This window comes from Kitasatospora sp. NPDC051914 (assembly GCF_040680995.1).
Classification (GTDB): Bacteria; Actinomycetota; Actinomycetes; order Streptomycetales; family Streptomycetaceae; genus Kitasatospora.
On sequence record NZ_JBFAXX010000004.1, the window covers coordinates 65,235 to 87,511 of the forward strand.

General features: G+C 73.3%; 21 protein-coding genes. 7 read left to right on the forward strand and 14 right to left on the reverse strand.

What is annotated here, in order from left to right:
* Positions 1 to 104: 104 nt before the first annotated feature.
* The 3 genes from AB0M03_RS04515 (at position 105) to AB0M03_RS04525 (ending at position 3,698) form a co-directional block, all read left to right on the forward strand.
* Complete coding sequence (locus AB0M03_RS04515; RefSeq protein ID WP_363488316.1) at positions 105 to 947, forward strand: EI24 domain-containing protein; 843 nt, start codon at positions 105 to 107, stop codon at positions 945 to 947.
* A gap of 59 nt (positions 948 to 1,006) precedes the next feature.
* Positions 1,007 to 2,260: a cytochrome P450 gene (locus tag AB0M03_RS04520; RefSeq protein ID WP_363488318.1), complete on the forward strand. Its 1,254-nt coding sequence runs from the start codon at positions 1,007 to 1,009 to the stop codon at positions 2,258 to 2,260.
* A 139-nt stretch (positions 2,261 to 2,399) separates the two neighbouring features.
* Positions 2,400 to 3,698 carry a bifunctional GNAT family N-acetyltransferase/ATP-binding protein gene (locus AB0M03_RS04525; protein WP_363488320.1) on the forward strand — a complete coding sequence of 433 codons (1,299 nt, stop codon included), beginning with the start codon at positions 2,400 to 2,402 and terminating at the stop codon, positions 3,696 to 3,698.
* A gap of 260 nt (positions 3,699 to 3,958) precedes the next feature.
* Here the strand turns inward: AB0M03_RS04525 and AB0M03_RS04530 are convergent, their stop codons facing one another.
* Positions 3,959 to 4,219 (reverse strand): hypothetical protein, encoded by a 261-nt coding sequence (locus AB0M03_RS04530; protein ID WP_030265899.1) that lies wholly within the window; start codon positions 4,217 to 4,219, stop codon positions 3,959 to 3,961.
* A 98-nt stretch (positions 4,220 to 4,317) separates the two neighbouring features.
* Complete coding sequence (locus tag AB0M03_RS04535) at positions 4,318 to 4,794, reverse strand: Lrp/AsnC family transcriptional regulator (RefSeq protein WP_363488322.1); 477 nt, start codon at positions 4,792 to 4,794, stop codon at positions 4,318 to 4,320.
* Positions 4,795 to 4,922: 128 nt separating this feature from the next.
* Between AB0M03_RS04535 and AB0M03_RS04540 the strand changes: the two genes are divergently transcribed.
* Together AB0M03_RS04540 and AB0M03_RS04545 are read left to right on the forward strand one after the other, a co-directional pair.
* On the forward strand, positions 4,923 to 5,546 hold the full coding sequence (locus AB0M03_RS04540) for a LysE family translocator (RefSeq protein WP_363488324.1): 624 nt from the start codon (positions 4,923 to 4,925) through the stop codon (positions 5,544 to 5,546).
* Positions 5,547 to 5,660: 114 nt separating this feature from the next.
* Positions 5,661 to 7,517 carry an NAD-binding protein gene (locus AB0M03_RS04545; RefSeq protein ID WP_363488326.1) on the forward strand — a complete coding sequence of 619 codons (1,857 nt, stop codon included), beginning with the start codon at positions 5,661 to 5,663 and terminating at the stop codon, positions 7,515 to 7,517.
* Here the strand turns inward: AB0M03_RS04545 and AB0M03_RS04550 are convergent.
* The 3 genes from AB0M03_RS04550 to AB0M03_RS04560 form a co-directional block, all read right to left on the reverse strand.
* Positions 7,507 to 8,331 carry a VWA domain-containing protein gene (locus tag AB0M03_RS04550; protein WP_363488328.1) on the reverse strand — a complete coding sequence of 275 codons (825 nt, stop codon included), beginning with the start codon at positions 8,329 to 8,331 and terminating at the stop codon, positions 7,507 to 7,509. The genes AB0M03_RS04545 and AB0M03_RS04550 overlap by 11 nt on opposite strands.
* A gap of 92 nt (positions 8,332 to 8,423) precedes the next feature.
* On the reverse strand, positions 8,424 to 9,200 hold the full coding sequence (locus AB0M03_RS04555; protein WP_363488330.1) for an enoyl-CoA hydratase: 777 nt from the start codon (positions 9,198 to 9,200) through the stop codon (positions 8,424 to 8,426).
* 106 nt (positions 9,201 to 9,306) lie between these two features.
* Positions 9,307 to 10,332, reverse strand: a complete 1,026-nt coding sequence (locus AB0M03_RS04560; RefSeq protein ID WP_363488332.1) for an enoyl-CoA hydratase/isomerase family protein — start codon at positions 10,330 to 10,332, stop codon at positions 9,307 to 9,309.
* Positions 10,333 to 10,429: 97 nt separating this feature from the next.
* On the opposite strand from AB0M03_RS04560, the gene AB0M03_RS04565 reads away from it, so the two are divergent.
* The gene (locus AB0M03_RS04565) at positions 10,430 to 11,020 is read left to right on the forward strand and encodes a hypothetical protein (RefSeq protein ID WP_363488334.1); all 591 of its coding nucleotides are present in this window, start codon (positions 10,430 to 10,432) and stop codon (positions 11,018 to 11,020) included.
* A 31-nt stretch (positions 11,021 to 11,051) separates the two neighbouring features.
* Here the strand turns inward: AB0M03_RS04565 and fahA are convergent, their stop codons facing one another.
* From fahA to AB0M03_RS04600, 7 genes are all read right to left on the reverse strand, one after another.
* A complete protein-coding gene (gene fahA, locus AB0M03_RS04570) occupies positions 11,052 to 12,260 on the reverse strand; it encodes a fumarylacetoacetase (protein WP_363488336.1) in 1,209 nt (402 codons plus the stop codon).
* Positions 12,257 to 13,069, reverse strand: a complete 813-nt coding sequence (locus AB0M03_RS04575; RefSeq protein ID WP_363488338.1) for a hypothetical protein — start codon at positions 13,067 to 13,069, stop codon at positions 12,257 to 12,259. The genes fahA and AB0M03_RS04575 overlap by 4 nt, the downstream gene beginning before the upstream one ends.
* A complete protein-coding gene (locus AB0M03_RS04580) occupies positions 13,066 to 14,265 on the reverse strand; it encodes a cupin domain-containing protein (protein ID WP_363488340.1) in 1,200 nt (399 codons plus the stop codon). Before AB0M03_RS04580 ends, AB0M03_RS04575 begins: the two co-directional genes overlap by 4 nt.
* Before the next feature lie 27 nt (positions 14,266 to 14,292).
* A complete protein-coding gene (gene hppD, locus AB0M03_RS04585; protein WP_363488548.1) occupies positions 14,293 to 15,432 on the reverse strand; it encodes a 4-hydroxyphenylpyruvate dioxygenase in 1,140 nt (379 codons plus the stop codon).
* A gap of 234 nt (positions 15,433 to 15,666) precedes the next feature.
* On the reverse strand, positions 15,667 to 16,959 hold the full coding sequence (locus AB0M03_RS04590) for a phosphoribosyltransferase family protein (RefSeq protein ID WP_363488342.1): 1,293 nt from the start codon (positions 16,957 to 16,959) through the stop codon (positions 15,667 to 15,669).
* Positions 16,960 to 17,012: 53 nt separating this feature from the next.
* The gene (locus AB0M03_RS04595; protein WP_363488344.1) at positions 17,013 to 17,312 is read right to left on the reverse strand and encodes an antibiotic biosynthesis monooxygenase; all 300 of its coding nucleotides are present in this window, start codon (positions 17,310 to 17,312) and stop codon (positions 17,013 to 17,015) included.
* A gap of 37 nt (positions 17,313 to 17,349) precedes the next feature.
* Entirely contained in the window at positions 17,350 to 18,258 is a 909-nt protein-coding gene (locus AB0M03_RS04600; RefSeq protein WP_363488346.1) for a hypothetical protein, read from the reverse strand.
* Positions 18,259 to 18,628: 370 nt separating this feature from the next.
* Between AB0M03_RS04600 and AB0M03_RS04605 the strand changes: the two genes are divergently transcribed.
* Positions 18,629 to 19,861 (forward strand): M28 family metallopeptidase, encoded by a 1,233-nt coding sequence (locus tag AB0M03_RS04605; RefSeq protein ID WP_363488550.1) that lies wholly within the window; start codon positions 18,629 to 18,631, stop codon positions 19,859 to 19,861.
* 49 nt (positions 19,862 to 19,910) lie between these two features.
* On the opposite strand, the gene AB0M03_RS04610 is transcribed toward AB0M03_RS04605, so the two are convergent.
* The gene (locus AB0M03_RS04610) at positions 19,911 to 21,617 is read right to left on the reverse strand and encodes an acyl-CoA dehydrogenase family protein (protein ID WP_363488348.1); all 1,707 of its coding nucleotides are present in this window, start codon (positions 21,615 to 21,617) and stop codon (positions 19,911 to 19,913) included.
* Positions 21,617 to 22,183: a PadR family transcriptional regulator gene (locus AB0M03_RS04615; RefSeq protein ID WP_363488350.1), complete on the reverse strand. Its 567-nt coding sequence runs from the start codon at positions 22,181 to 22,183 to the stop codon at positions 21,617 to 21,619. The genes AB0M03_RS04610 and AB0M03_RS04615 overlap by 1 nt, the downstream gene beginning before the upstream one ends.
* Between the last annotated feature and the right edge of the window lie 94 nt (positions 22,184 to 22,277).

Genomic DNA, 22,277 nt, shown 5'->3' on the forward strand with positions numbered 1-22,277 from the left:
CCGAGCCGAAGGGACCGTCGGCGCCGGGTTCAGAGGGCCCGGAGGCGAGCGGGCGACAACACATGCGCCGATCATGGTGCGGGGCCGACCCGTAGGCTTGGCCCATGCGAGATTTTGCGGCGGGGATCGGATACCTCCTCAAGGGCCAGCGCTGGGTGGCGCGGCACGGGCGCTGGTGGCTCTTCGGGATGATCCCGGCGCTCATCGCCCTGGTCGGGTACGTCGCGGTGATGGCCGCACTGATCGTCTGGTCCGGCGACATCGCCGACTGGGCGACCCCGTTCGCCGACGACTGGAGCTCCCCGTGGCAGGGGCTGCTCCGCGGTGCGCTGGCGGTCGCCGCCGTCGCCGTCGGCGGCCTGCTCTCGGTGATCACCTTCACCGCAGCGACGCTGCTCGTCGGCCAGCCGTTCTACGAGTCGCTGTGCGAGAAGGTCGACGAGACCGAGGGCGGCGCACCCGCCGGCCCCGACGTCCCGCTCTGGCGCGAACTGTGGATCTCCGCCCGGGACAGCCTGTACGTGCTGGTGCGGGTGGCCGCGATCGGCCTGGTGCTGTTCCTGTGCGGGTTCCTGCCGGTGGTCGGCCAGACGGTCGTCCCGGCGATCGGCATCTGCGTGTCCGGATACTTCCTCACGGTCGAGCTGTCCGCCGTCGCGTTGCAGCGGCGCGGCATCCCGCAGAAGGAGCGGCTGCGCCTGCTGCGCTCCCGCCTCGGTCTGGCGCTCGGCTTCGGCGCACCGCTCGTCCTGCTGTTCCTGGTGCCGTTCGTGACGGTGCTGGCCATGCCGGGCGCGGTGGCCGGCGCGACCCTGCTGGGCCGGGACCTCGCCCCGACGGAGCCTGCTGCCGAGGCGGAGGACGACGAGGACGCCGAGGACGACGCCGCCGAGGACGCCGCCGCGGCCGGGTACCGATCGGATCACGCCATCGACTTCGGCAAGTGAAACCACAAGGAGTGACGGCGATTTGACTTTCCGCCACCGGGTGGAAGATAAAAGCCGTCATGAGCGCACCGGCAGGCACCCAGGCCACCGCGACCCCGCCGGCCCCGGCCGGCGTCGACCTCGGCGACCCCGGCTTCTGGCGGCTGCCGGAGGCCGACCGTGCCGCCGCCTTCGCCGAACTCCGCCGCCTGGACGGCCCGGTGCGCTTCACCCACCGGGCCACCGGCCGCAGCTTCCTCGCGCTCGTCCGGCACACCGACGTCGTCGCCGCCAGCCGCACCCCCGAGGTGTTCATCAGCGGCCCCGGCGTCACCACGCCCGAACCGGCCCGCTGGGTGAGGACGCTGTTCGGCGACTCGATGGTCAACCTGGACGACCCGCACCACGCCGACCTGCGGCGGATCGTCTCCCGCGCCTTCACACCGCGGCTGATCTCCCGGGTCGAGCAGGACATCCGCCGGGTGGCCGTGCGGATCGTCGACGAGGTGGTCGACCGCCGGCCGGAGGACTTCGTCGCCGCGGTCGCGGCGGAGCTGCCGTACCAGGTGATCTGCAACATGATGGGCGTCCCCGAGCGGCAGCGCCGGCAGATCCTGGCCCAGGTCAACCACGCCTCCGAGCACACCGGCGTGGCCCGCAGCCGCCTCCGCGTGCCCGGCCGCGGCCTGCGGGCGCTCGCCCGGATGCAGTTGGTGATCGCCGCCCTCGGCCGGGAGCGCCGTCGCCGGCCGACCGACGACCTGATCTCCGCCCTGGTCACCGCGGACATCGACGGCCGGCACCTCAACTCCCGTGAGCTGGGCGCCTTCTTCTCGCTGCTGCTGGTCGCCGGCGTCGAGACCACCCGCAACGCGCTCGCCCACGGCCTGCACCTGCTCACCCGGCACCCCGACCAGCGCGCCCTGCTGATGGGCGACTTCGACGCACGGATCGGCGGCGCGGTGGAGGAGATCGTCCGGCACTCCACGCCGATCATCCAGTTCCGCCGCACCGTGGCCGCCGATCACGACCTGGGCGGCACCCGTCTCGTCCAGGGCGAGAAGGTGGTGCTGTTCTTCGCCTCCGCCAACCGCGACGAGGCCGTCTTCACCGAGCCGGACGCCTTCGACATCACCCGCTCGCCCAATCCGCACCTGGGGTTCGGCGGCGGCGGCCCGCACTTCTGCCTCGGTGCCCACCTCGCCCGGCAGGAGATGAAGGTGCTCTACCGCGAGCTGTTCACCCGCCTGCCCGAGCTGCGCTCGACCGGTGCGCCCGCGCTGATCCCGTCCAGCTTCGACCACCGGGTCCGTTCGCTGCGCTTCACGTTCTGACCCGCCCGTTCCCGGCGCCCGCGCCACCCGCAGTCCGTACGGTTCGTGCCCCGCCGGTTGTCCGCCGCGGCGGACGCCGCCGCCCGCGGCCGCCCCCTACCGTCCAGGCACCACCAGGGACGGACGAGAGGCGCGCACCGTGCAGCATTCCACCACCGACTGGCTGATCCACGACTACCGCGAGGACGACCTGGCGGCGGTCGTCCACCTCATCGACACCACCGCCGGGCTCGGCCAGGAGTCGGTGTTCTCCATCGCCGAGTGCATCACCGCACTGACCTCCCGCCAGCCCGCGGTCGTCGCGGTCAGCCGCGGCACACCGATCGGCGCCGCGCTCGCCCACGTCGCGGGGGAGCGGGCCTGGGTGATGCGGCTCGCCATCGCCCCCGGCTGGCGCGGCCGCGGCCTGGCCAGCGCCCTGCTGCGCGAACTCGAACGCCGCCTGGTGGAACGGCGGGTCCGCCGCATCGCCTACGTCCTGCCGGAGGAGGAGCAGCTCGGCGAGGGGCTGCAGAACGCCGGGTACGGCCGCCGCCCGGCCGTCGCGTACTTCGAGAAGTCCGAACCGCAGCACGGGCCGTCCGCCGGCCTGCTGGAGGAGCTCGGCGGGCGGGTGCTGCCCGGTGACCTGTGGCAGAAGGTGGCCGGGATGGAGGCCGAGAAGTCGCTGATCGAACGGCGGGTGGTGCTGCCGCTCGCCGAACCGGAGCGGGCCGCCCGGCACGGCGTCCGCCCGCCGCGGGCCGTCGCCCTGTTCGGCCCGCCCGGCACCGGCAAGACCACCTTCGCCCGGGCCGTCGCCTCCCGGCTGGGCTGGCCGTTCGTCGAACTGCTGCCCTCCCGGCTCGCCGACGAGGGGAACCTCGCCGCCGCGCTGCGCACCGCCTTCGCCCGGATCGCCGAGCTGGAGCGGGTGCTGGTCTTCGTCGACGAGGTCGAGGAGATCGCGCCGGTGCGCAGGGAGGGCGCGACCGGCGGCATGCACGGGGTCACCAACGAGCTGCTGAAGCTGATCCCCGGCTTCCGCGAGGGCGAGGAACGGCTGCTGGTGTGCGCCACCAACTCGATCCGCTCGCTCGACCCGGCGTTCCTGCGGCACGGCCGCTTCGACTACCTCATCCCGATCGGCACCCCGGACGCCGCCGCCCGCACCGCGATCTGGTCCCGGTACGCGGCCCACCGGCCCGGGGTCGACCTCGCCGCGCTCGTCGCGGCCAGCGAACTGTTCACGCCCGCAGACATCGAACACGCCGCCCGGATCGCGGCCCAGACGGCGTTCGAACGTGATCTCGGCGAGGACGGGGGAGCAACGGGGCCCGGGCAGGCCGGTGCGGGGACGGAGGACTACCTCGCCGCGATCGCCCAGTGCCGGCCGACGGTCACCCCCGCGATGAGCGAGGAGTTCACGGCCGACATCGGCTCGCACGCCCGGGTCTGACCGCCGGGTCGAGCCCTGACCCCGGCCGCCGCGGCCCAGTGCCGCGTCAGGCAACCTTCGCCCGTCAAGGAGCGACCCGAGGCGCCCGGCTGGGCGTGCCGCCGGAGCAGCCTCGTACTGGACGTACTCGGGTGCTTCGGCGGTGCGTCCAGGCGATGGGGGCACCTCCCGGCCCTCGTGGGGCCGGGGGAGCATCGGGTCGCGACGGGGCGAAGGTTGCCCGACGCGGCACTGGCCGGCCGGCGGCCGGGTCCGGCGATTCAGCTGCCGGGGTGGGCGCCGACCGCGTCGCGGATCTGGTCGCCCAGCCCGCCGTTGGCCCGCGCACAGTTGCCGCAGCAGAAGAACATGCCGGCCACCTCGACACCGTGGCCGACGATCCGCACACTGCAGTGCTCGCAGCGCGGGGCCAGCTTCTCCATCGCGCACTCGAAGCTGTCGAAGGTGTACGTGTCGCCGCTGACCGTCTTGATCTCGAAGGACAGCCAGTAGTCGTTCTTGCACACCACGCAGACCGCCATGATCTCCACCTCGTTCCGTCGTCCGTGTTCCCGGGGCTCTCCGAGTGTCCGGCCGGTCCGCGGAGGCGGCAATCGGGGAGCTGCCGAACGGCGGCGCGTCAGGGGCGGCCCGGTGCGGAGGGCAGCACCGGCAGGCCCGCGTCGCCCTTCACCCGCTTCATCGTCATCAGCGAGTTGACCTGCGCGATCCCCGGCAGACCGGACAGCACGTCGGTGATGAAGCGCTCGTACGCGGCGATGTCGGCGACCGCGATCCGCAGCAGGTAGTCCGGCTCGCCGAACAGCCGGTGCGCCTCCACCACCTCCGGCAGCGCGGCGACCCGCTCCTCGAACTCCGCCACCGTCGCCCGGTCCTCGTGCCGCATCACCACCGTCACGAACGGCTGGAAGCCCCGGCCGACCGCCGCGCCGTCCAGCAGCGCCCGGTAGCCGCGGATCACCCCGTCCTGCTCCAGCTGCCGCACCCGGCGCAGGCACGGGGACGGCGTCAGGCCCACCCGCCCGGCCAGCTCGGCATTGGTCAGCCGGCCGTCCTGCTGGAGCTCGTGGAGGATTCTGCGGTCAGTGCGGTCCATAGCGCAATATTCTGCCAAAGGACCCCGCTGAACTGCACAAACAGGTCATCGGCTGCCTCGCCTCCGCCGCTAGCGTCGTCAGCGACAGCGACATTCCCACCCCAGGCACCGCGGAGACACCGAAACCCATGGACGCACACGCCCTGCTGCTCTTCCTGGGGGTCGACCTCCTCCTGGTCTGCACCCCCGGGCCCGACTGGCTGCTCATCGCCGCCCGCGGGCTCGGCCAGGGCCGCCGCACGGCCCTGCTCGCCGTGGCCGGCGTCTGCGCCGGCTACGCCGTCCACACCCTGCTCTCCGCCGCCGGCCTCGCCGCCGCCCTGCGCGCCGTCCCCGCCGCCCTCCCCACCCTCCGCTGGGCCGGCGCCGCCTACCTCGCCGTCCTCGCCGTCACCATGCTCATCTCGCTGCGCCGCGACGGCGGCCGCCTCCCCGAGGCCCGGCCCCAGCCCGCCCGCGCCGTCCTGCGGCAGAGCGTGCTCACCGCCCTGCTCAACCCCAAGGGCCTGCTGCTCTACCTCTCCCTCGTCCCGCAGTTCGTCGAGCCCGACGCCGCCCTCCCCGTCGCCGGCCAGGTCCTCGCCCTCGGCGCCCTCAACGTCCTCACCTGCGCCGCCGTCTACACCGCCGTCGCCCTCGCCGCCGGCCGCGCCCGCACCTCCCTCGGCTCCACCCCCGCCGCCGCCCGCCGCATGACCGCCGTCTCCGCCCTCCTCCTTCTCCTGGTCTCCGGCATCACCGCCACCGCCTGAGCGCGTCCGACGGCCGGGTGCCCGTGGCATCCCTTGGCGCGAGCCACAACTGATCACGCGTCAGACACCTTTCCGCCGCCCGGTGGACGGGTGGGGCGCATACGCTTCATCGGTATGACAGGTGACGGACACCGCGGGCACTACATCGTGTGCGGGGGGAATGCGCTGGCGCACCGGCTGGTGCTGGAGCTGGCCGAGCACTACGAGGTGCCGGTGGTCGCGGTGGTGCCGGACCTGGCGCGGGACCACGGGCCGCGGATCGGGCGGCTGCCCGGGGTGGCGGCGGTGCTGGAGCACGGGTCGGTGACCGAGGAGGCGCTGCGGGCCGCCGGGGTGGCCGGGGCGCTCGGCATCGCGCTGGTGGACGGCGACGACCAGCAGAACATCCATGCCGCGCTCACCGCGCAGGGTGCCAACCCGGGCATCCGGATCGTGCTGCGGATGTTCAACCAGCGGCTCGGCGAGCACATCGAACGGCTGCTGCCCAACTGCGCGGCGCTCTCCGGCTCCGCGACCGCCGCCCCCGCCTTCGCCAACGGCGTCCTCGGCCGCCCCAACTCGGTGCCCGTCGGCGGGCGCTACCTGTACGTGGCGTACGACGAGGACATCGGCGAGGGGCGGCTCTGCCTGGTCGCCGACCGGATCGACCGGCAGGACCTCTCGCGGCTCCGCCTGCTGCCCGAGACCGCCGGCCGGGCGGCCGAATTCATCGCGCTGGCCCGGAGGTTCGGCGACAACGGCCCGCCCGGCGCGGACCCCTCGGCCCCGCCCCCGCCGGCCGGGGAGCAGGGCGGCCTCGCCGCCCTGCAGGCGCTGGCCTCCGAACCCCCGCTGCGCATCCCCTGGACCTCCCGGCTGCGCTGGACCCTGCTCGACGCCCTGCGGTACGTCACCGGCGCCCGGATGCGGCTCGTCCTGAGCACCGCGCTGGCCGCCGTCCTGCTGAGCACCGCCGTGCTCTACCTGGCCCACCGCGACCTCGGCTGGACGCTCTACCTCGCCCTGCTCGACCTCGCGGGGGCCGCCCAGCCGGACGACCCCGGGCAGGGCGGGCCGTGGACCAGGCTGGCGCAGGTGGTGATCACCTTCTGCGGCATCACCTTCATGCCGGTGGCCACCGCGATCGTGGTCGAGGCGCTGGCCAGCGGACGGCGCGGGGTGCCGCGCGCCCCGGGGGCCGGTGTCCGCGGGCACGTCGTCGTGGTCGGCCTCGGCAGCGTGGGCATCCGGGTGGCCGCACTGGTGCACGAGACGGGGGTGCCGGTGGTCTGCGTGGAGAGCGACCCGCAGGCCCGCGGCATCGCGGCCGTCCGCGCCCTGGGCATCCCGGTGCTGGTCGGCGACGCCCCGCTGGAGAGCCAGCTGCGCCGCGCCCGCATCCACCGGGCCCGCGCCCTGGCGGCGGTCACCAGCGACGACGCGGCCAACCTGGAGGCGGCACTGGAGGCCCGGGCCGTCCGTCCGGACGTGCGGATCGTCGTCCGGCTCTTCGACGACGACTTCGCCCACCACGTGTACGCGACGCTCGGCAACGTCGCCTCCCGCTCGGTGTCCTACCTCTCCGCACCGGCCTTCGCGGCGGCGCTGATGGGCCGGGAGGTGCTGGGCACGCTGTCGGTCTACCGCCATGTGCTGCTGATCGCCGAACTGGTCGCGGACGACGCCTCCGGGCTGGTCGGCCGGGACCTGCGGAGCATCGAGGCACCGGACGGCGTGCGGGTGATCGCCCTCCGCCTCGCCCGCCGCCCCGGCGACCTGCAGTGGAACTTCGCCGACCGGGGCCGGCGGCTGGAGGCCGGGGACCGGATCGTGGTGGCCGCCACCCGCAGCGGCTTGGCCCGCCTCGGCCCGCCGTCGGCGCCCGAGCCCGCGCCGGGTCCGCCCGGCCGGAACGGCCCGAGCGGCCCGAGCGGCCAGAACGGTCTGCCGCGGCAGCCGGAACCGCCCGCGGAGGAACAGCTCAGCCCGTGATGCCGGCCGCCCGCGCGGCCTCCAGCCAGGCCGGGTAGGCGGCCAGCAGCCGCCCGTACAGGGCGTCGTCGGCCAGCGAGCGGGGCTTCTTGCCGGTGGCGCAGAACCCGGCGTTCGGGGTGGCCCGGCCGTCCAGGGCGGCCAGTGAGCGGAGGAAGGCGAAGTGCTTGGCGTCGTACTCGCCGAAGCCCAGGAACTGCCAGAAGACGGGCAGCTCGGAACTCTCCCGGAGCAGCGCGGCGACGTCCTTCTTGTCGAAGGCCGCGCCGTCCGTCTGGAAGACGACGAAGGCCGGGTCGGTGGCCCCGCACGCGCGGTAGTGCGCGAGGACGGCCCGCATGGCCGGTGCGTAGCGGGTGCCGCCGAACTTCGCCCCGACCGCCGTCCGGACCTGCTGCACCGCGCCCTCGTGGCGGCCGATCACGACCTCCTGCGGCTCGTACGCGCGGTCGTTGAAGAGCACCACGGGCACCGTGCCGTCGTCGTCGAGGTTGGCGGAGAGCGCCAGCGACTGTTCGGCGAGGCGCTGCACGGAGCCGTCCCGGTAGAGGCCGCTCATCGAGGCGGAGTGGTCGAGCACCAGGTAGACGGCGGCCCGGCGGCCGTCCAGGCCCTGCTTGCGCAGGGAGACGCCGGCGGTCTTGTAGAGGGAGACCAGGGCGGGGGCGGTGGCCTGAAGCTCGGTCAGGCTGATGGCCGGTCCGGCCCCGGTGCCCGCGCGGACGGACGTCCCGGACGAGGTCGGCGCCGGAGTCGTGGGGGCCGCGGCCGGGGCCGCCTTGTCGTTCCTGCGCCGCCGGAAGAACATCCACATGCTCGGACCCCCCTGGTCTCGTACGGGGTGCGATCGTCGCAGGCAGCGGCCCCGGGCGCAACGACTGCGCTCCGGGGCCGGGCCGCGGGGTGTCAGCGGTTCTGGAAGTCCGGCTTGCGCTTCTCGGCGAAGGCGGCCATGCCTTCCTTCTGGTCGGCGGTGGCGAAGGCGGCGTGGAACATGCGGCGCTCGAAGCGGACGCCCTCGGCGAGGGTGGTCTCGAAGGCGCGGTTGACGCTCTCCTTCATCATCACGGCGGCCGGGGTCGACATGGCGGCGACGGTCTCGGCGACGGCCATCGCCTCCGACATCAGGTCGGCGGCGGGGACGATGCGGGAGACCAGGCCGGCCCGCTCGGCCTCCTCGGCGTCCATCATGCGGCCGGTCAGGCACAGCTCCATGGCCTTGGCCTTGCCGACGGCGCGGGTCAGGCGCTGGGAGCCGCCGATGCCGGGGATGACGCCGAGCTTGATCTCGGGCTGGCCGAACTTCGCGGTGTCGGCGGCGAGCAGGATGTCGCAGAGCATCGCCAGCTCGCAGCCGCCGCCCAGGGCGTAGCCGGCGACGGCGGCCACGACCGGCTTGCGCAGGTCGCCCAGGCGGTCCCAGGGGCCCAGCCAGTCGTCCAGGTAGACGTCGGGGAAGCGGTTGTCCTGCATCTCCTTGATGTCGGCGCCGGCCGCGAAGGCCTTCTCCGAGCCGGTGATGATCAGACAGCCGATCCCCGGGTCGCGGTCGAAGGCGGTGGCGGCTGCCACGACCTCGTTCATCACCTGGGTGTTCAGCGCGTTGAGCGCCTTCGGCCGGTTGAGCGTGATGATCCCGACGCGGTCCTTGCGGTCCACCAGGATCGTCTCGTACTCGGTCATCGTCGTTGACTCCCTTCGCGGCGCCGCGGCTCGGCGCGCACCCTGACGGTGGATACGATCTCCGACCGGCCGGTCGGTGCGCCAGTCTCGCCAGGCGAGACGGTCGTCACCCCAGGCCGAGCGGGTCGCCGGCCGGCGCGAAGTAGCGTGCCACGTCCTCCTCCGTGACGTCGGCGAGCGCGGCCGGCTTCCACTGCGGGTTGCGGTCCTTGTCCACCACCCGGGCGCGGATGCCCTCGACCAGGTCGTGCGAGTCCAGGGCGGCGCAGGAGACCAGGTACTCCTGCTCCAGGGTCTCGCCGAGGCTGCGGTGGCCGCGGGCGCGGCGCAGTGCGGCGAGGGTGGCCTTGAGGGCGGTCGGCGACTTGCCGCGGATCTCCGCGGCGGCGGCCGCGGCCTCCGCCTCGCCGGCGGTGTCGAGCCGGTCGAGGATCTCCTCGACGGTGTCGGCGGCGTAGCAGCGGTCGATCCACTCCCGTCGGCCGGCGAGGGCGGCGGCGGGCGGTTCGGCGGTGTGGGCGGCGAGCGCCTCCTCGGGGGAGGTGTCGGCGAGGGCCGCGGTGAAGGAGTCCAGGGCGGTGCCGGGCACGAAGTGGTCGGCGAAGCCGCAGAGCAGGGCGTCGCCGGGGCCCATCGAGCCGGAGGTGAGCGCCAGGTGGGTGCCGAGTTCGCCGGGGGCGAGGGCGAGCAGCCGGCTGCCGCCGACGTCGGGCACCAGGCCGATCCTGGTCTCCGGCATGGCGACGTTCGACCGCTCGGTGACGACCCGGACGGAGCCGTGCGCGGAGAGGCCGACACCGCCGCCCATGGTGATGCCGTCCATCACGGCGACGTACGGCTTGGGGTAGCGGGAGATGAGGTGGTTCAGCCGGTACTCGTCGGCGAAGAAGACGCGGGCGCCGGCCCCGCCGGCCCGTGCCTCGTCGTGCAGCGCCCGGATGTCGGCGCCCGCGCACAACCCGCGCTCCCCGGCGCCGGTGAGCACCACGGTGCGGACGGCTTCGTCGTCGGCCCAGGCCAGCAGAACGTCCCTGATCTCCAGGAGCATCCCGTGGGTGAGCGCGTTGAGCGCCTTCGGCCGGTCCAGGACGATCCGCCCGGCCGTGCCGTCCCGCCGGAACTCCACACTCATGCGCTCTTCTCCCGTGTCTCGAATGCCGCGCCGCTGGAAACGATACGGGTGACCGGTGGCGGGCCGGTCGAGGCCCGGAGGGGGAGCGGTGGGGACGGTGCTGGACGTCGTTGTGACGGTGGTCCTGGTGGGACTGGTGCTGCGGGGCCTGGCCGGGCGGGGGACGACGCCGCTCGGCCTGCTGGCCGGCCTGGCGGCGGCCGGGCTCGGCCTGTGGCGGGGGCTGGGTGCCGGGCCGGGCTGGCTGGTGGCGCTGGCCGTGGTCGCGCTGCTGGTGACGGTCGGGCAGCTGGCGCTGGCCTTCGCGGTGGGCCGTCGGATCCGGCCCGCCGACCCGGAGGAGCTGCGCGCGGAGGTCCTCGGCCTGGCGGGCCGGGAGTCGGCGGCGCCGGAGCAGATGGTGCTGGCGGTCGCGCCGACCGGAGCCGTCATGCTCCAGGGCGTCCGGCCCGGCGCCGTGGTGCTGACCTACGGCTGCCCGCTCTGCTTCGTGGAGGAGACGGTGGACGCGCTGGTCGGACCGGAGGCCCCGGTGGTCGCCGCCTACCGGAGTCAGGTCGTCGGGGGCGTCAACCGGCTGGTGGAGCTGCGCAGAGGCACGATCGACGGCCGGTGGCACGCCGACCTGCGGCCGGTGAACGGGCCGAAGCGGCCGTTCCGGCCGCCGTTCTGCCCGGTCCACACCTGAGCGGCGGACCGGGCGGAACGGCGGCCGCCCGTCAGGGCAGGATCCGGCCGGTGACCTCGCCGAAGCCGATCCGGCTGCCCTCGGCGCCGGGTGCGGTGGCGGTGATGGTCACCTCGTCGCCGTCCTCCAGGAAGGTGCGGGTGGTGCCGTCGGGGAGCTTGATCGGGTGCTCGCCGTTCCAGGTGAGCTCGATCAGCGCGCCGCGGGTGTCCGGCTCCGGGCCGCTGACGGTGCCGGAGGCGTACAGGTCGCCGGTGCGCAGCGAGGCGCCGTTGACCGTCATGTGGGCGAGCTGCTGGGCGGCCGTCCAGTACATGGCGGCGAACGGCGGCCGGGAGACCTGGTGGCCGTTGAGCGTGACCTCCAGGGCGATGTCCAGGCCCCAGGGCTCGCCGCCGCGGTCGTCCAGGTAGCCGAGCGGCTCCACGTCGCGGGCCGGCGGGGCGACCCGGGCGTGCTCCAGGGCGTCCAGCGGGACGACCCACGGCGAGACGGAGGTGGCGAAGGACTTGCCGAGGAACGGGCCGAGCGGCACGTACTCCCAGGCCTGGATGTCGCGCGCGGACCAGTCGTTGAGCAGGCAGACGCCGAAGACGTGCTCGCGGAAGGCCGACATCGGCACGGCGGTGCCGAGCTCGCTCGGGGTGCCGACCACGAAGGCGACCTCGGCCTCGATGTCGAGCCGGCGGGACGGGCCGAAGGTCGGCGCCGCGTCGGCGGGCGCCTTGCGCTGGCCGCTCGGGCGGACGACCGGGGTGCCGGAGACCACCACCGTGCCGGCCCGGCCGTGGTAGCCGATCGGCAGGTGCTTCCAGTTGGGGGTGAGCGGCTCCGAGCCGGGGCGGAAGAGGCGGCCCAGGTTGGTGGCGTGGTGCTCGGAGGCGTAGAAGTCGACGTAGTCGGCGACCTCGAACGGCAGGTGCAGTTCGACCTCGGCGAGCGGCAGCAGGCAGGGCCCGACCGCCGGGCGGTGGGTCTCGTCGGTCAGCCACTCGGTGAGGGCGCCGCGCACCTCGCGCCAGGTGCGGTGCCCGGCCGCCATCAGCGGGTTGAGCGAGTCGGCGTCGAGCAGCACCGACGGTGCGCCGACGCCGTGGGCGGCCGCGCCCGCGTCCAGCACGTGGTCGCCGATCCGGACGCCGATCCGGCGGCGGCCGGGCTGGTCGTTCGCGCTGAACACGCCGTACGGCAGGTTGTGGATGCCGTAGGGGGAGTCCTGCGGGATGTCGAGCCAGGTCAACGGTCCTCCAGCGTGGGTGGGCGGAGCAGGCCGAGGTCGGCCAGGTCGGCGAGGGGTTCGGCGATGCTGCAGGTGCCGAAGGAGGTGAACGAACGCCGCGCGGCGGAAACCTGATCGTCCGTCAGGGTGTCGAGCGCGGAGACGAGGACGGCGGCCGAGCGCTCGCCCAGCGCCTCCACGGCACCCGCCCGGTCGCCCGCGGCGGCGGCCAGCAGCACGTTGAGGAAGCCGTGGTGCTCGAAGCCGGTCTCCGGGTCGGTGTGCCGGACGGCGTGGTGCAGCCCGGCGGTGCACTTGTACGGGACGGCCCGCTCGGCGCAGCCGACCAGGAAGGCCGCCAGCTCGCCGACCGGCGGGAAGGCGTCGGCCGTCAGCCCGCCGGTGCGGTACTTGGCCCGGTACGGGGTGCCGGCCAGGGCGTCCAGCGAGTCCTCCGTCCGGCCGTCGCGCGGCAGTTCGACGGCCGCGGCGACCCCGGTGGGCAGTTCGGCGGCCAGCTGCGCCACGGTGGCGGGGACGTCGGCGGTGGCGATCTCGATGCTCACCACGTCCAGTCCGGCGGCCTCCTTGAGGGCCGCGGCCGGGCCCGCGCCGCCCCCCGGTAGCAGCAGCCCGACCGGCAGCGGGCCGGGGCCGGCGGTGCGCACCAGCTCGGCCAGCCGGCCGGACCCGCACAGGAACGGGCCGACCGCCCCGGCGTACCAGGCGGTGCGGTGCCCGCGGTGGGCGGGCACCGCCTCGGCCAGCGGCAGGTCGCCGGGCGGGAACAGCGCGGCGTCGTCGAAGAGTCCTGCGAAGAGCGGCTTCACCGGGCCGGCCCCCGTCCCCCGGACCACGTCCAGGCGTAGCCCGGGTCCTCGCCGGCGGTGCCGCCCTCGCCGAGCTCCAGCGGCCTGAAGGTGTCGACCATGACGGCGAGTTCGTCGAAGAACTCGACGCCGATGGAGCGCTCGTACGCGCCCGGCTGCGGGCCGTGGGTGTGGCCGCCGGGGTGCAGCGAGATCGAGCCCTGGCCGATGCCGGAGCCCTTGCGGGCCTCGTAGTCGCCGCCGCAGTAGAACATGACCTCGTCGCTGTCCACGTTGGAGTGGTAGTACGGCACCGGGATCGACAGCGGGTGGTAGTCCACCTTGCGCGGCACGAAGTTGCAGATGACGAAGTTGTTGCCCTCGAACACCTGGTGCACCGGCGGCGGCTGGTGGATCCGGCCGGTGATCGGCTCGTAGTCCTCGATGTTGAAGACGTACGGGTACAGGCAGCCGTCCCAGCCGACCACGTCGAACGGGTGGTGCGGCACGGTGTAGCGGGTGCCGACCACGCCGGTCGCGCCGCGGTGCTTGACCAGCACGTCGACGTCGGTGCCCTCGACCAGCAGCGGCCCGACCGGCCCGCGCAGGTCCCGCTCGCAGTACGGCGCGTGCTCCAGCAGTTGACCGAACCGGGACAGGTACCGCTTGGGCGGGGTGATGTGGCTGTTGGCCTCGATGCAGTACGCGCGCAGCGGGCCGTCGCCGGTGGGCACCCAGCGGTGCGTGGTGGCCCGCGGGATGATCACGTAGTCGCCGCGGCCGACCTCCAGCGAGCCGAAGACGGTCTCGACGGTGGCCTCGCCGTCCTCCACGTACACGCACTCGTCGCCGAGCCCGTTGCGGTACAGCTCGCTGGGCGCCCCGGCGACCACGTACGAGATCCGCACGTCGGAGTTGCCGAGGACGAGGCGGCGCCCGGCCACCACGTCGGTGCCCTTCCACTCCTCGCCGAAGAGCTGGTGCAGCTTCAGGTGGCGGGGGATCAGCGGAAGGTTGGGCGTGGTGGCCTGGCTCGGCAGCTCCCAGGGCCGGGCGTCCACGATCGCCGAGGGGATGCCCCGGTGGTAGAGCAGCGAGGAGTCCGAGCTGAAGCCCTCCTCGCCCATCAACTCCTCGTAGTACAGCCCGCCCTCGGGCGTGCGGTGCTGGGTGTGCCGCTTGGGCGGGATGTCGCCCAGCTGCCGGTAGTGCGCCATGTCCCGGTCTCCTCGTCAGGGGGTCGGTCAGAGGTTTCCGCGCATCTCCTGCTCGCGCTCGATGGCCTCGAAGAGCGCCTTGAAGTTGCCCTTGCCGAAGCCCAGCGAACCGTGCCGCTCGATGAACTCGTAGAAGACGGTCGGGCGGTCGCCGATCGGCTTGGTGAAGATCTGCAGCAGGTAGCCGTCCTCGTCGCGGTCGACCAGGATGCCGCGCTTCTTCAGCTCCTCGATCGGCACGCGGACCTTGCCGATGCGCTCGCGCAGCGCCGGGTCGTCGTAGTAGGAGTCCGGGGTGTTGAGGAACTCCACGCCGCGCGAACGCAGCACGTCGACGGTGGTGAGGATGTCGTTGGTGGCGAGGGCCATGTGCTGGCAGCCGGCGCCGGTGTAGAACTCCAGGTACTCGTCGATCTGCGACTTCTTCTTGGCGATCGCCGGCTCGTTCAGCGGGAACTTCACCCGGTGGTTGCCGCTGGCGACGACCTTGGACATCAGCGCGGAGTACTCGGTGGCGATGTCGTCGCCGACGAACTCGGCCATGTTCACGAAGCCCATGACCCGGTTGTAGAACGAGACCCACTCGTCCATCTTGCCGAGCTCCACGTTGCCGACCGCGTGGTCCAGCGCCTGGAACAGCCGCTTCGGCGCGCCCTCGGGCCGCTGCACCTTGCCCTCGGCGGCGACGTAGCCGGGCAGGTACGGGCCGTTGTAGCGGGAGCGGTCGATCAGGGTGTGCCGGGTCTCGCCGTAGGTGGCGATCGCGGCGCGGCGCACGGTGCCGTTCTCGTCGGAGACGTCGTTCGGCTCCTCCAGGACGGTGGCGCCCTGGGCGCGGGCGTGCGCGATGCACTTGTCGACGTCCGGCACCTCCAGCGCCAGGTCGACCACGCCGTCGCCGTGCCGGCGGTGGTGGTCCAGCAGCGGGCTGTCCGGGGAGACACCGCCCTTGATCACGAAGCGGCAGGAGCCGGAGCGCAGCACGAACGCCTTGCGGTCGCGGCGGCCGGTCTCCGGGCCGGAGTAGGCGACCAGCTCCATGCCGAAAACGGCCTGGTAGAACTGCGCCGTCTGGGTGGCGTTGCCCACGACGAAGACCACCGCGTCCTGCGCGGTGACCGGGAACGGGTCGCCCGCGGGGTCGTGCTCGACCAGGCCGACGAGCATGCGGAGCTGCTCGGCGTCGAGGCCGGCCTCCAGCTCGGCGGGGGTGAGTTCCACGGCGTTGGCGGTCATCGGTGCTCCTCCACGTTGAGGTTCTCCGCACCGCGAAGGATCGGGCGGTGGCGGTTGCGCAGAGCTTGCCTCCGGCCGGAGGGTTGGGCAACAGCTGCAGATTCCACTGATCAATGTGTACAAGGTGAGCAGGTCGGGGCAGCCCGGGCTGTACGGATTGCCCAGTCATCGGGGTATCGGCGCAAGGTGCTCCGCGAACCACTCCGCGGCGAGGGAGGCCACCGCCTCCAGCGCCCCGGGCTCCTCGAACAGGTGGGTGGCGTCGGGCACCACCGCCAGTGCACTCTCGCAGTGCAGCTGCTCCTTCGCCCTCCGGTTCAGTTCCAGCACGGTGCGGTCGGCACCGCCGACGATCAGCAGGGTGGGGGAGCCGACCTCCGCCAGCCGGGGCCCGGCCAGGTCGGGCCGGCCGCCGCGGGAGACCACCGCGGCCACCCGCAGGTCCGGCTCGGCGGCCGCCCACAGCGCCGCCGCGGCACCCGTACTGGCGCCGAAGTAGCCGACCGGCAGCCCGGCGCAGTCCGGCCGGGCGGTGACCTCGCGGGTCACCGCGGCCAGCCGGGCCCCCAGCAGCCCGGTGTCGAAGACCTTCGCCCGGTCGATCTCCTCGGCCGGCGTCAGCAGGTCGAACAGCAGGGTGCCCAGACCGGCCCGGTTGAGCTCGCCGGCCACGTACCGGTTCCGCGGGCTGCGCCGGCTGCTGCCGCTGCCGTGCGCGAACAGCACCACCCCCAGGGCGTCCTGCGGCAGCGTCAGCACGCCCTGCAGCTCCACCCCGCCCACCTCCAGCGCGATCTCCGGCGCCTCCTCCGGCCGGAGCCGGTCCGCCGCCGCCTCGTCCAGCAGGGCGATCACCTCGGCGTCGGAGGTCTGCGAGAAGTCCGTGTAGAACTCGCCGATCGCCCAGAACCTGGACGGCGTGTGCGGGCACACCAGCTCGTCCACGTCCTTGCCGAGCCTGGCCGCCCAGTCCTGCGGCGCTACCGGCACCGCCAGGACGACCCGGGCCGCGCCCCTGGCACGGACGATCCGGCAGGCGGCCAGCGCGGTCGAGCCGGTCGCCACGCCGTCGTCCACCACGATCACGGTCCGGCCCTCCAGCGGCACCGGCGGGCGGCCCCGCCGGTAGCGCTCGGCCCGGCGCTCCAGCTCGGCGCGTTCGCGCCGCTCGACCTCGGCGAGCTGTTCGTGGCTGACCCGGGCGCCGCGCACCACCGCCTCGTTGACCACCCGGGCACCGCCCTCGCCGATCGCGCCCATGCCGAGCTCCGGCTGGAAGGGCACGCCGAGCTTGCGGATCACGCAGATGTCGAGCGGTGCGCGGAGCGCCCGGGCCACCGGTGCGGCCACCGGGACGCCGCCCCGGGGCAGGGCCACCACGACCGGGTCGGCCCTGCGCCACCGCTGCAGTTCGGCCGCCAGCCGGCGGCCCGCTTCCTCGCGGTCGGTGTAGATCATGGCTGAGCCTCTCCACGTCCACCGTACGTCCGCAGGCGGGGCACACCCCAGGGCTACGGCAGGGCCGCCGCCAGGACGTCGACGTAGCGGATGTCGGGCGGGGCGGTGAGCAGCCGGGGGGCGGCCTCCATCAGGGCGGCGGCGATCCGGCCCTGGAGGTGGTACTCGCGGCCCTGGGCGTCGTCGAAGGTGTCGAAGATGCCGAAGACCGTCTCGCTCTCGCGGAAGGCGAACCAGGTCCGGGTGTCCACCTCCTCGACGGCCATCGGGAGGGCGTCCATCAGCAGTTCGGCGACCTCCTCGGCGTGCTCCGGCTTGGCCTCGATGCGGGCGAGCAGTCCGACGGGCGGCATGGGGACCTCCAGGTGTGATCGGGTGGGACGGCCGTGCTCAGGAGTGCCGGGCGAAGTCCTCCAGCGACACCGTGTACTCGCCGCTGAGGGGGGAGTGGCGCAGGCAGTAGGCCTGCGGGTACCAGCCGGGCACCTGCCAGGCCTGCGGCTGCTTGATCGGGCGGCAGGCGTCCGCCGGGTCGGCGCCCTCGGCGGCCTTCAGCGCGTCGAGGGTGATCATCGGCTCCAGGAAGGTGATCCGGGCGTCGTAGGTGCCGTAGACGAAGGTGCGCGTGAACGTGTGCCCGTGCCACTCGTCGCTCGTGGGGTCGGTGAGGTGGTTGCCCATGGCGACCTGGACGATGCCCTTGTCCACGTAGTCGGCGGGCAGGTACTCGGGCGGCAGCGGCCGGGTGGCGGTGGCGTAGTCGGTGCAGTCCACCAGGGCGCCGCACGGGCCGGGGCGGATCGCCTGCCGCTCGCTGTCGGACTGCAGGTAGAAGTGGACGTCCAGGTGGGGGCGGTCGTAGACGTGCGGCGGGCCGTGGCCGGCCGGGTCCCAGTCGAGCATGGCGAAGGTCAGCGGCACCCCGGGGACGTCCCGCAGGGCCCGGGGCAGCGCGAGCTCGTACTCGTGGCCGCCGGCGCACTCGTGCACGGGGTCGACGGTGCCGTCGGCGTTGCGGTCGAAGCAGTGCCGGCCGTCGTTGGGTTCGGTGGGCAGATCGTCCAGTGAGCCCCGGGTGAGGGCGACGCCGATCTCGACGGGCTCGTTCCCGCGCAGCCGGACGTAGGTGTGTGCGGCGCCGTCGCCGAACGGGACGGGGCGGCCGTAGGCGGTGCGCACCTGGGACGCGGCGGTGGCCGGGGCGGCGGGGAGCAGGGCGGCGGCCAGCGCGGCGGCGGCCAGCAGGCGGCGGAGGAGGGGCAGGTGGCGGAGGAGGGGCGGGCGGAGGTTCGGCGGCATGCCGGCGGGCCTTTCACTGTGGGGGCACTCCTGGCCACTGTGCCGGGATCGGGTGGTCGCGGCCCGCGCTGCTGCTCCGTCCGGGGCCCGCGGTGACCGCTTGTCAGGCGAACAGCCTTTACCGGCGCGCCCCTTGACGGTAGCTTTACCGAACCCCGATCATCATGAGCGCGTCAATTGCGCGCCGACCGCCCCACCCCACCGTTCGGCGTGCCGTCAGGTCCCGTTTCTGCCCCACCGGAACTCGGAGTCCTACGTGTCCCTGCATGCCCACCGGCGTGCGCAGCGGCGATCCCGCCTGCGCCCTCCCGCCGCACTCCTCGCCGTGGCCGCCGCCAGCGTGGCCGCCACCCTCCTCGCGCCCAACGCCATGGCCAGGCCCGCTGCTGCGCCGACCGTCGCCGCGGCCCCCGACATCCCGGTCGCCAACGTCAAGGCGCACCTCGCCCAGCTGCAGTCCATAGCCACCGCCAACGGCGGCAACCGGGCGCACGGCCGGGCCGGCTACAAGGCCTCGATCGACTACGTGAAGGCCAAGCTGGACGCCGCCGGCTACACCACGTCGCTGAAGACCTTCAGCTACAACGGTGCCACCGGCTACAACCTGATCGCCGACTGGCCGGGCGGCGACACCGCGCACACGGTGATGGCCGGCGCCCACCTGGACTCCGTCACCGGGGGCCCCGGCATCAACGACAACGGCTCCGGCTCGGCCGGCATCCTCGAGGTCGCCCTGGCCGTCTCGCGGGCCGGCCTGCAGCCGACCAAGCACCTGCGGTTCGGTTGGTGGGGCGCCGAGGAGTACGGCATGATCGGCTCCAAGAACTACGTCAACAGCCTGTCCAGCGCCGATCGTTCGAGCATCGAGGCGTACCTCAACTTCGACATGATCGGCTCGCCGAACCCGGGCTACTTCGTCTACGACGACGACACCAAGCTGGACAACCTGTTCAAGACGTACTTCTCCGGTCTGGGGGTGGCCACCGAGCCCGAGACCGAGGGCGACGGCCGCTCCGACCACGCGCCGTTCAAGAACGCGGGCATCCCCGTCGGCGGCCTGTTCAGCGGCGCCGACTACACCAAGACCAGCGCCCAGGCGAGCAAGTGGGGCGGCACCGCGGGCCAGGCCTTCGACCGCTGCTACCACTCGTCCTGCGACACCGCCGCGAACATCAACGACACCGCGCTGGACCGGATGAGCGACGCCATCGCGCACGCGATCTGGACGCTCGGCACCGAGACCGCCCCGCCGCCCGGCACGGTCTTCGAGAACACCGCCGACGTGGCGATCCCGGACGCGGGCGCGGCGGTGACCTCCTCGATCACCGTCTCCGGCGTGTCCGGCAACGCCCCGGCCGCCCTGCAGGTGGGCGTGGACATCAAGCACACCTGGCGCGGCGACCTGGTGGTCGACCTGGTCGCGCCGGACGGCAGCACCTACCGGCTGAAGAACTCCAGCTCCAACGACTCGGCCGACAACGTGATCACCACCTACACCGTCAATGCCTCCAGCGAAGTCGCCAACGGCACCTGGAAGTTGAAGGTGCAGGACGTGGCCGCGCAGGACACCGGCAAGATCGACAGCTGGAAGCTGACCTTCTGACGGGAAGGGCGGAGGGGGTGCCGGAGAGGCGGCACCCCCTCCCTCGCGTTTACGGCTGCATCTCGTAGGCGCCGGACAGCGCCTCGACCTGCGCCCAGACCCGGGCGGCGCGCTCCGCGTCGGCCACCGGGCGGCGGACGTGTGCCAGCGCCCAGGCGGCCTGCTCCTCGGTGGTGGAGGACTTGCCGTGCAGCTCGGTGGCGTGCGCGGAGAAGTCCCGCACCAGGGCGTCGAAGATCTGGTCCAGGACGTCGCCGTCCACGCCGGTCAGCTCCGCCTGCTCCAGCACCAGCTGGCCGTAGACGACCAGCGCGAAGAGCTGGCCGATCTCCAGCAGGAAGTCCAGGTCCTGCTGCTGCTCGGCGCTCGGCGCGTGGGCCAGCAGCAGCGCGCACAGGCCGTCCGCCTGCTCGCGGAAGCGGGCCACGTTCGGCACGGCGGCGTGCGCGTCGTACGCGGTGCGCCAGTCGTGGAAGCGGATCGCCCCCAGGCCCCGGGCCGGGCCCTGGCGGAACAGGAACTCGTCGTCCGCGGTGTCCACCCGGCTCGGCACCGGCGCGAACTCGGCCGGGTTGAACAGGTAGTTGCCCATGAACTTGAGGATCAGCGCCAGGTTGACGTGGACGGTGCCCTCCAGCTTCGGCAGGCCGCGGATGTCCTTGGCGGCCTTGTCGAAGTAGGTGTCCGCCTCGAAGCCCTTGGCCGCGATGACGTCCCACATCAGGTCGATGACCTTCTCGCCCTCGGTGGTGACCTTCATCTTGGTCATCGGGTTGAAGAGCAGGTAGCGGCGGTCCTCCGGGGAGGCGGTGCGGAAGTAGTCCACCGACCGCGAGCTGAACAGCTTCATCGCGACCAGACGGGCGTACGCGTCGGTCAGCTCGCGCTTCACGTGGGCGAACTCGGTGACCCGCTTGCCGTACAGCACCCGGTTGTGGGCGTGCGTCACGGCCTCGTACATCGCGTGCTCGCAGATGCCGATCGAGGCGGTGCACAGGTTGAACTTGCCGACGTTGACGGTGTTCAGCGCGGCGTCGAAGGCGGCCTTGCCGGTGTGCAGCACGTCCTCGGCGCGCACCGGGTACTCCTCCAGGCGGAACTCGCTGACGTACATCTGCGCGTTCACCACGTTCTTGACCAGGTGGTACGCCTCGTGCCGGCTGTCGGCGGCGAAGAAGACGTAGCCCTCCGGGCCCTCCACGTCGGAGCGGCGGCCGAAGACCGACACCAGGCCGGCCACGTTGCCGTTGCCGATGTAGTACTTGGAGCCGGTGGCGGTGAAGCCGCCCTCGCCGTCCGGGGTGAGCACCATGTCGGTGGAGTAGATGTCCGCGCCGTGGCTGCGCTCGGACAGGCCGAACGCCATCACGTGGCCCTCGGAGAGCAGCTGCGCCGCGCGGGCGCGGACCGCCTCGTTCTCGCTCTGCCAGACCGGGCCGAGGCCGAGGATGGTGACCTGCCAGGTGTACCAGTAGCCGAGGCCGTAGAAGCCGAGGATCTCGTTGAGCTCGGCGATCCGGGCGGTGTCCCAGCGCTTCGCCGGGTCGGCCGAGGACGGCGTCAGGAACTCCGCGAACAGGCCCTCCTTGGCGGCGAACTCCAGGAAGTCCGCGTACCAGGTGCGGTCGATGTAGGTGTCGATCAGCGCCTTCTTGCCGCGCGACTCGAACCAGTCGACGGTCGCGCGCAGCAGCCGGCGGGTGGTGTCGTCGAACTGCGCGGGGTCGTAGGTGCGCGGGTTGAACAGCTGCATCATCAGGTCCCAGGGGTCGAGGGTGGCGGGGCTTGCAGGCGGTGCAGGGTGGCGAGCACGTCGTCCAGCCAGGCGAGGATCATCCGCTCGTACTCGATGCCGCCGCGCAGCACCACGTGCTGGAGGCGCTGCTGGGCGTCGAGGGCGTCCGGATCGGGGAAGTCCCGCTGCTCGCCGGAGAGGTAGCGGGCGAGCAGGGCGGCGTGCTCGGTGCGGTGCCGCTCGACCTCGGGGACGAGCGCGGCCGGGTCGTCGAAGGCCGCAGCCCGGATCTTCACCGCCAACTCGTGCCGGACGGTCTCCGGTTCGACCGGCTCGCGCAGCCAGCCGACCAGGACGCCGCGGCCCTCCGCGGTGGCCGAGTACACCTTCTTGTCCGGCCGCCCGTCCTGGGCGACCTCCTCCGCGGCGACCCAGCCGTCCGCCTCCATCCGCCGCAGCACCCGGTAGATCTGCTGGTGGGTGGCGGTCCAGAAGCGCCCGATGGAGCGGTCGAAGCGGCGGGCCAGCTCGTAGCCCGACCCGGGCTGCTCCAGGAGGGAGACGAGGATCGCGTGCTCCAGTGCCATGCCCGCATCCTGCTATGCAACGAGTTGCATAGGCAATGCGGGCGCGCCGGGGTGAGACACAGCTCACGCGGACAGGCGTCGCCGGCACGGGAGG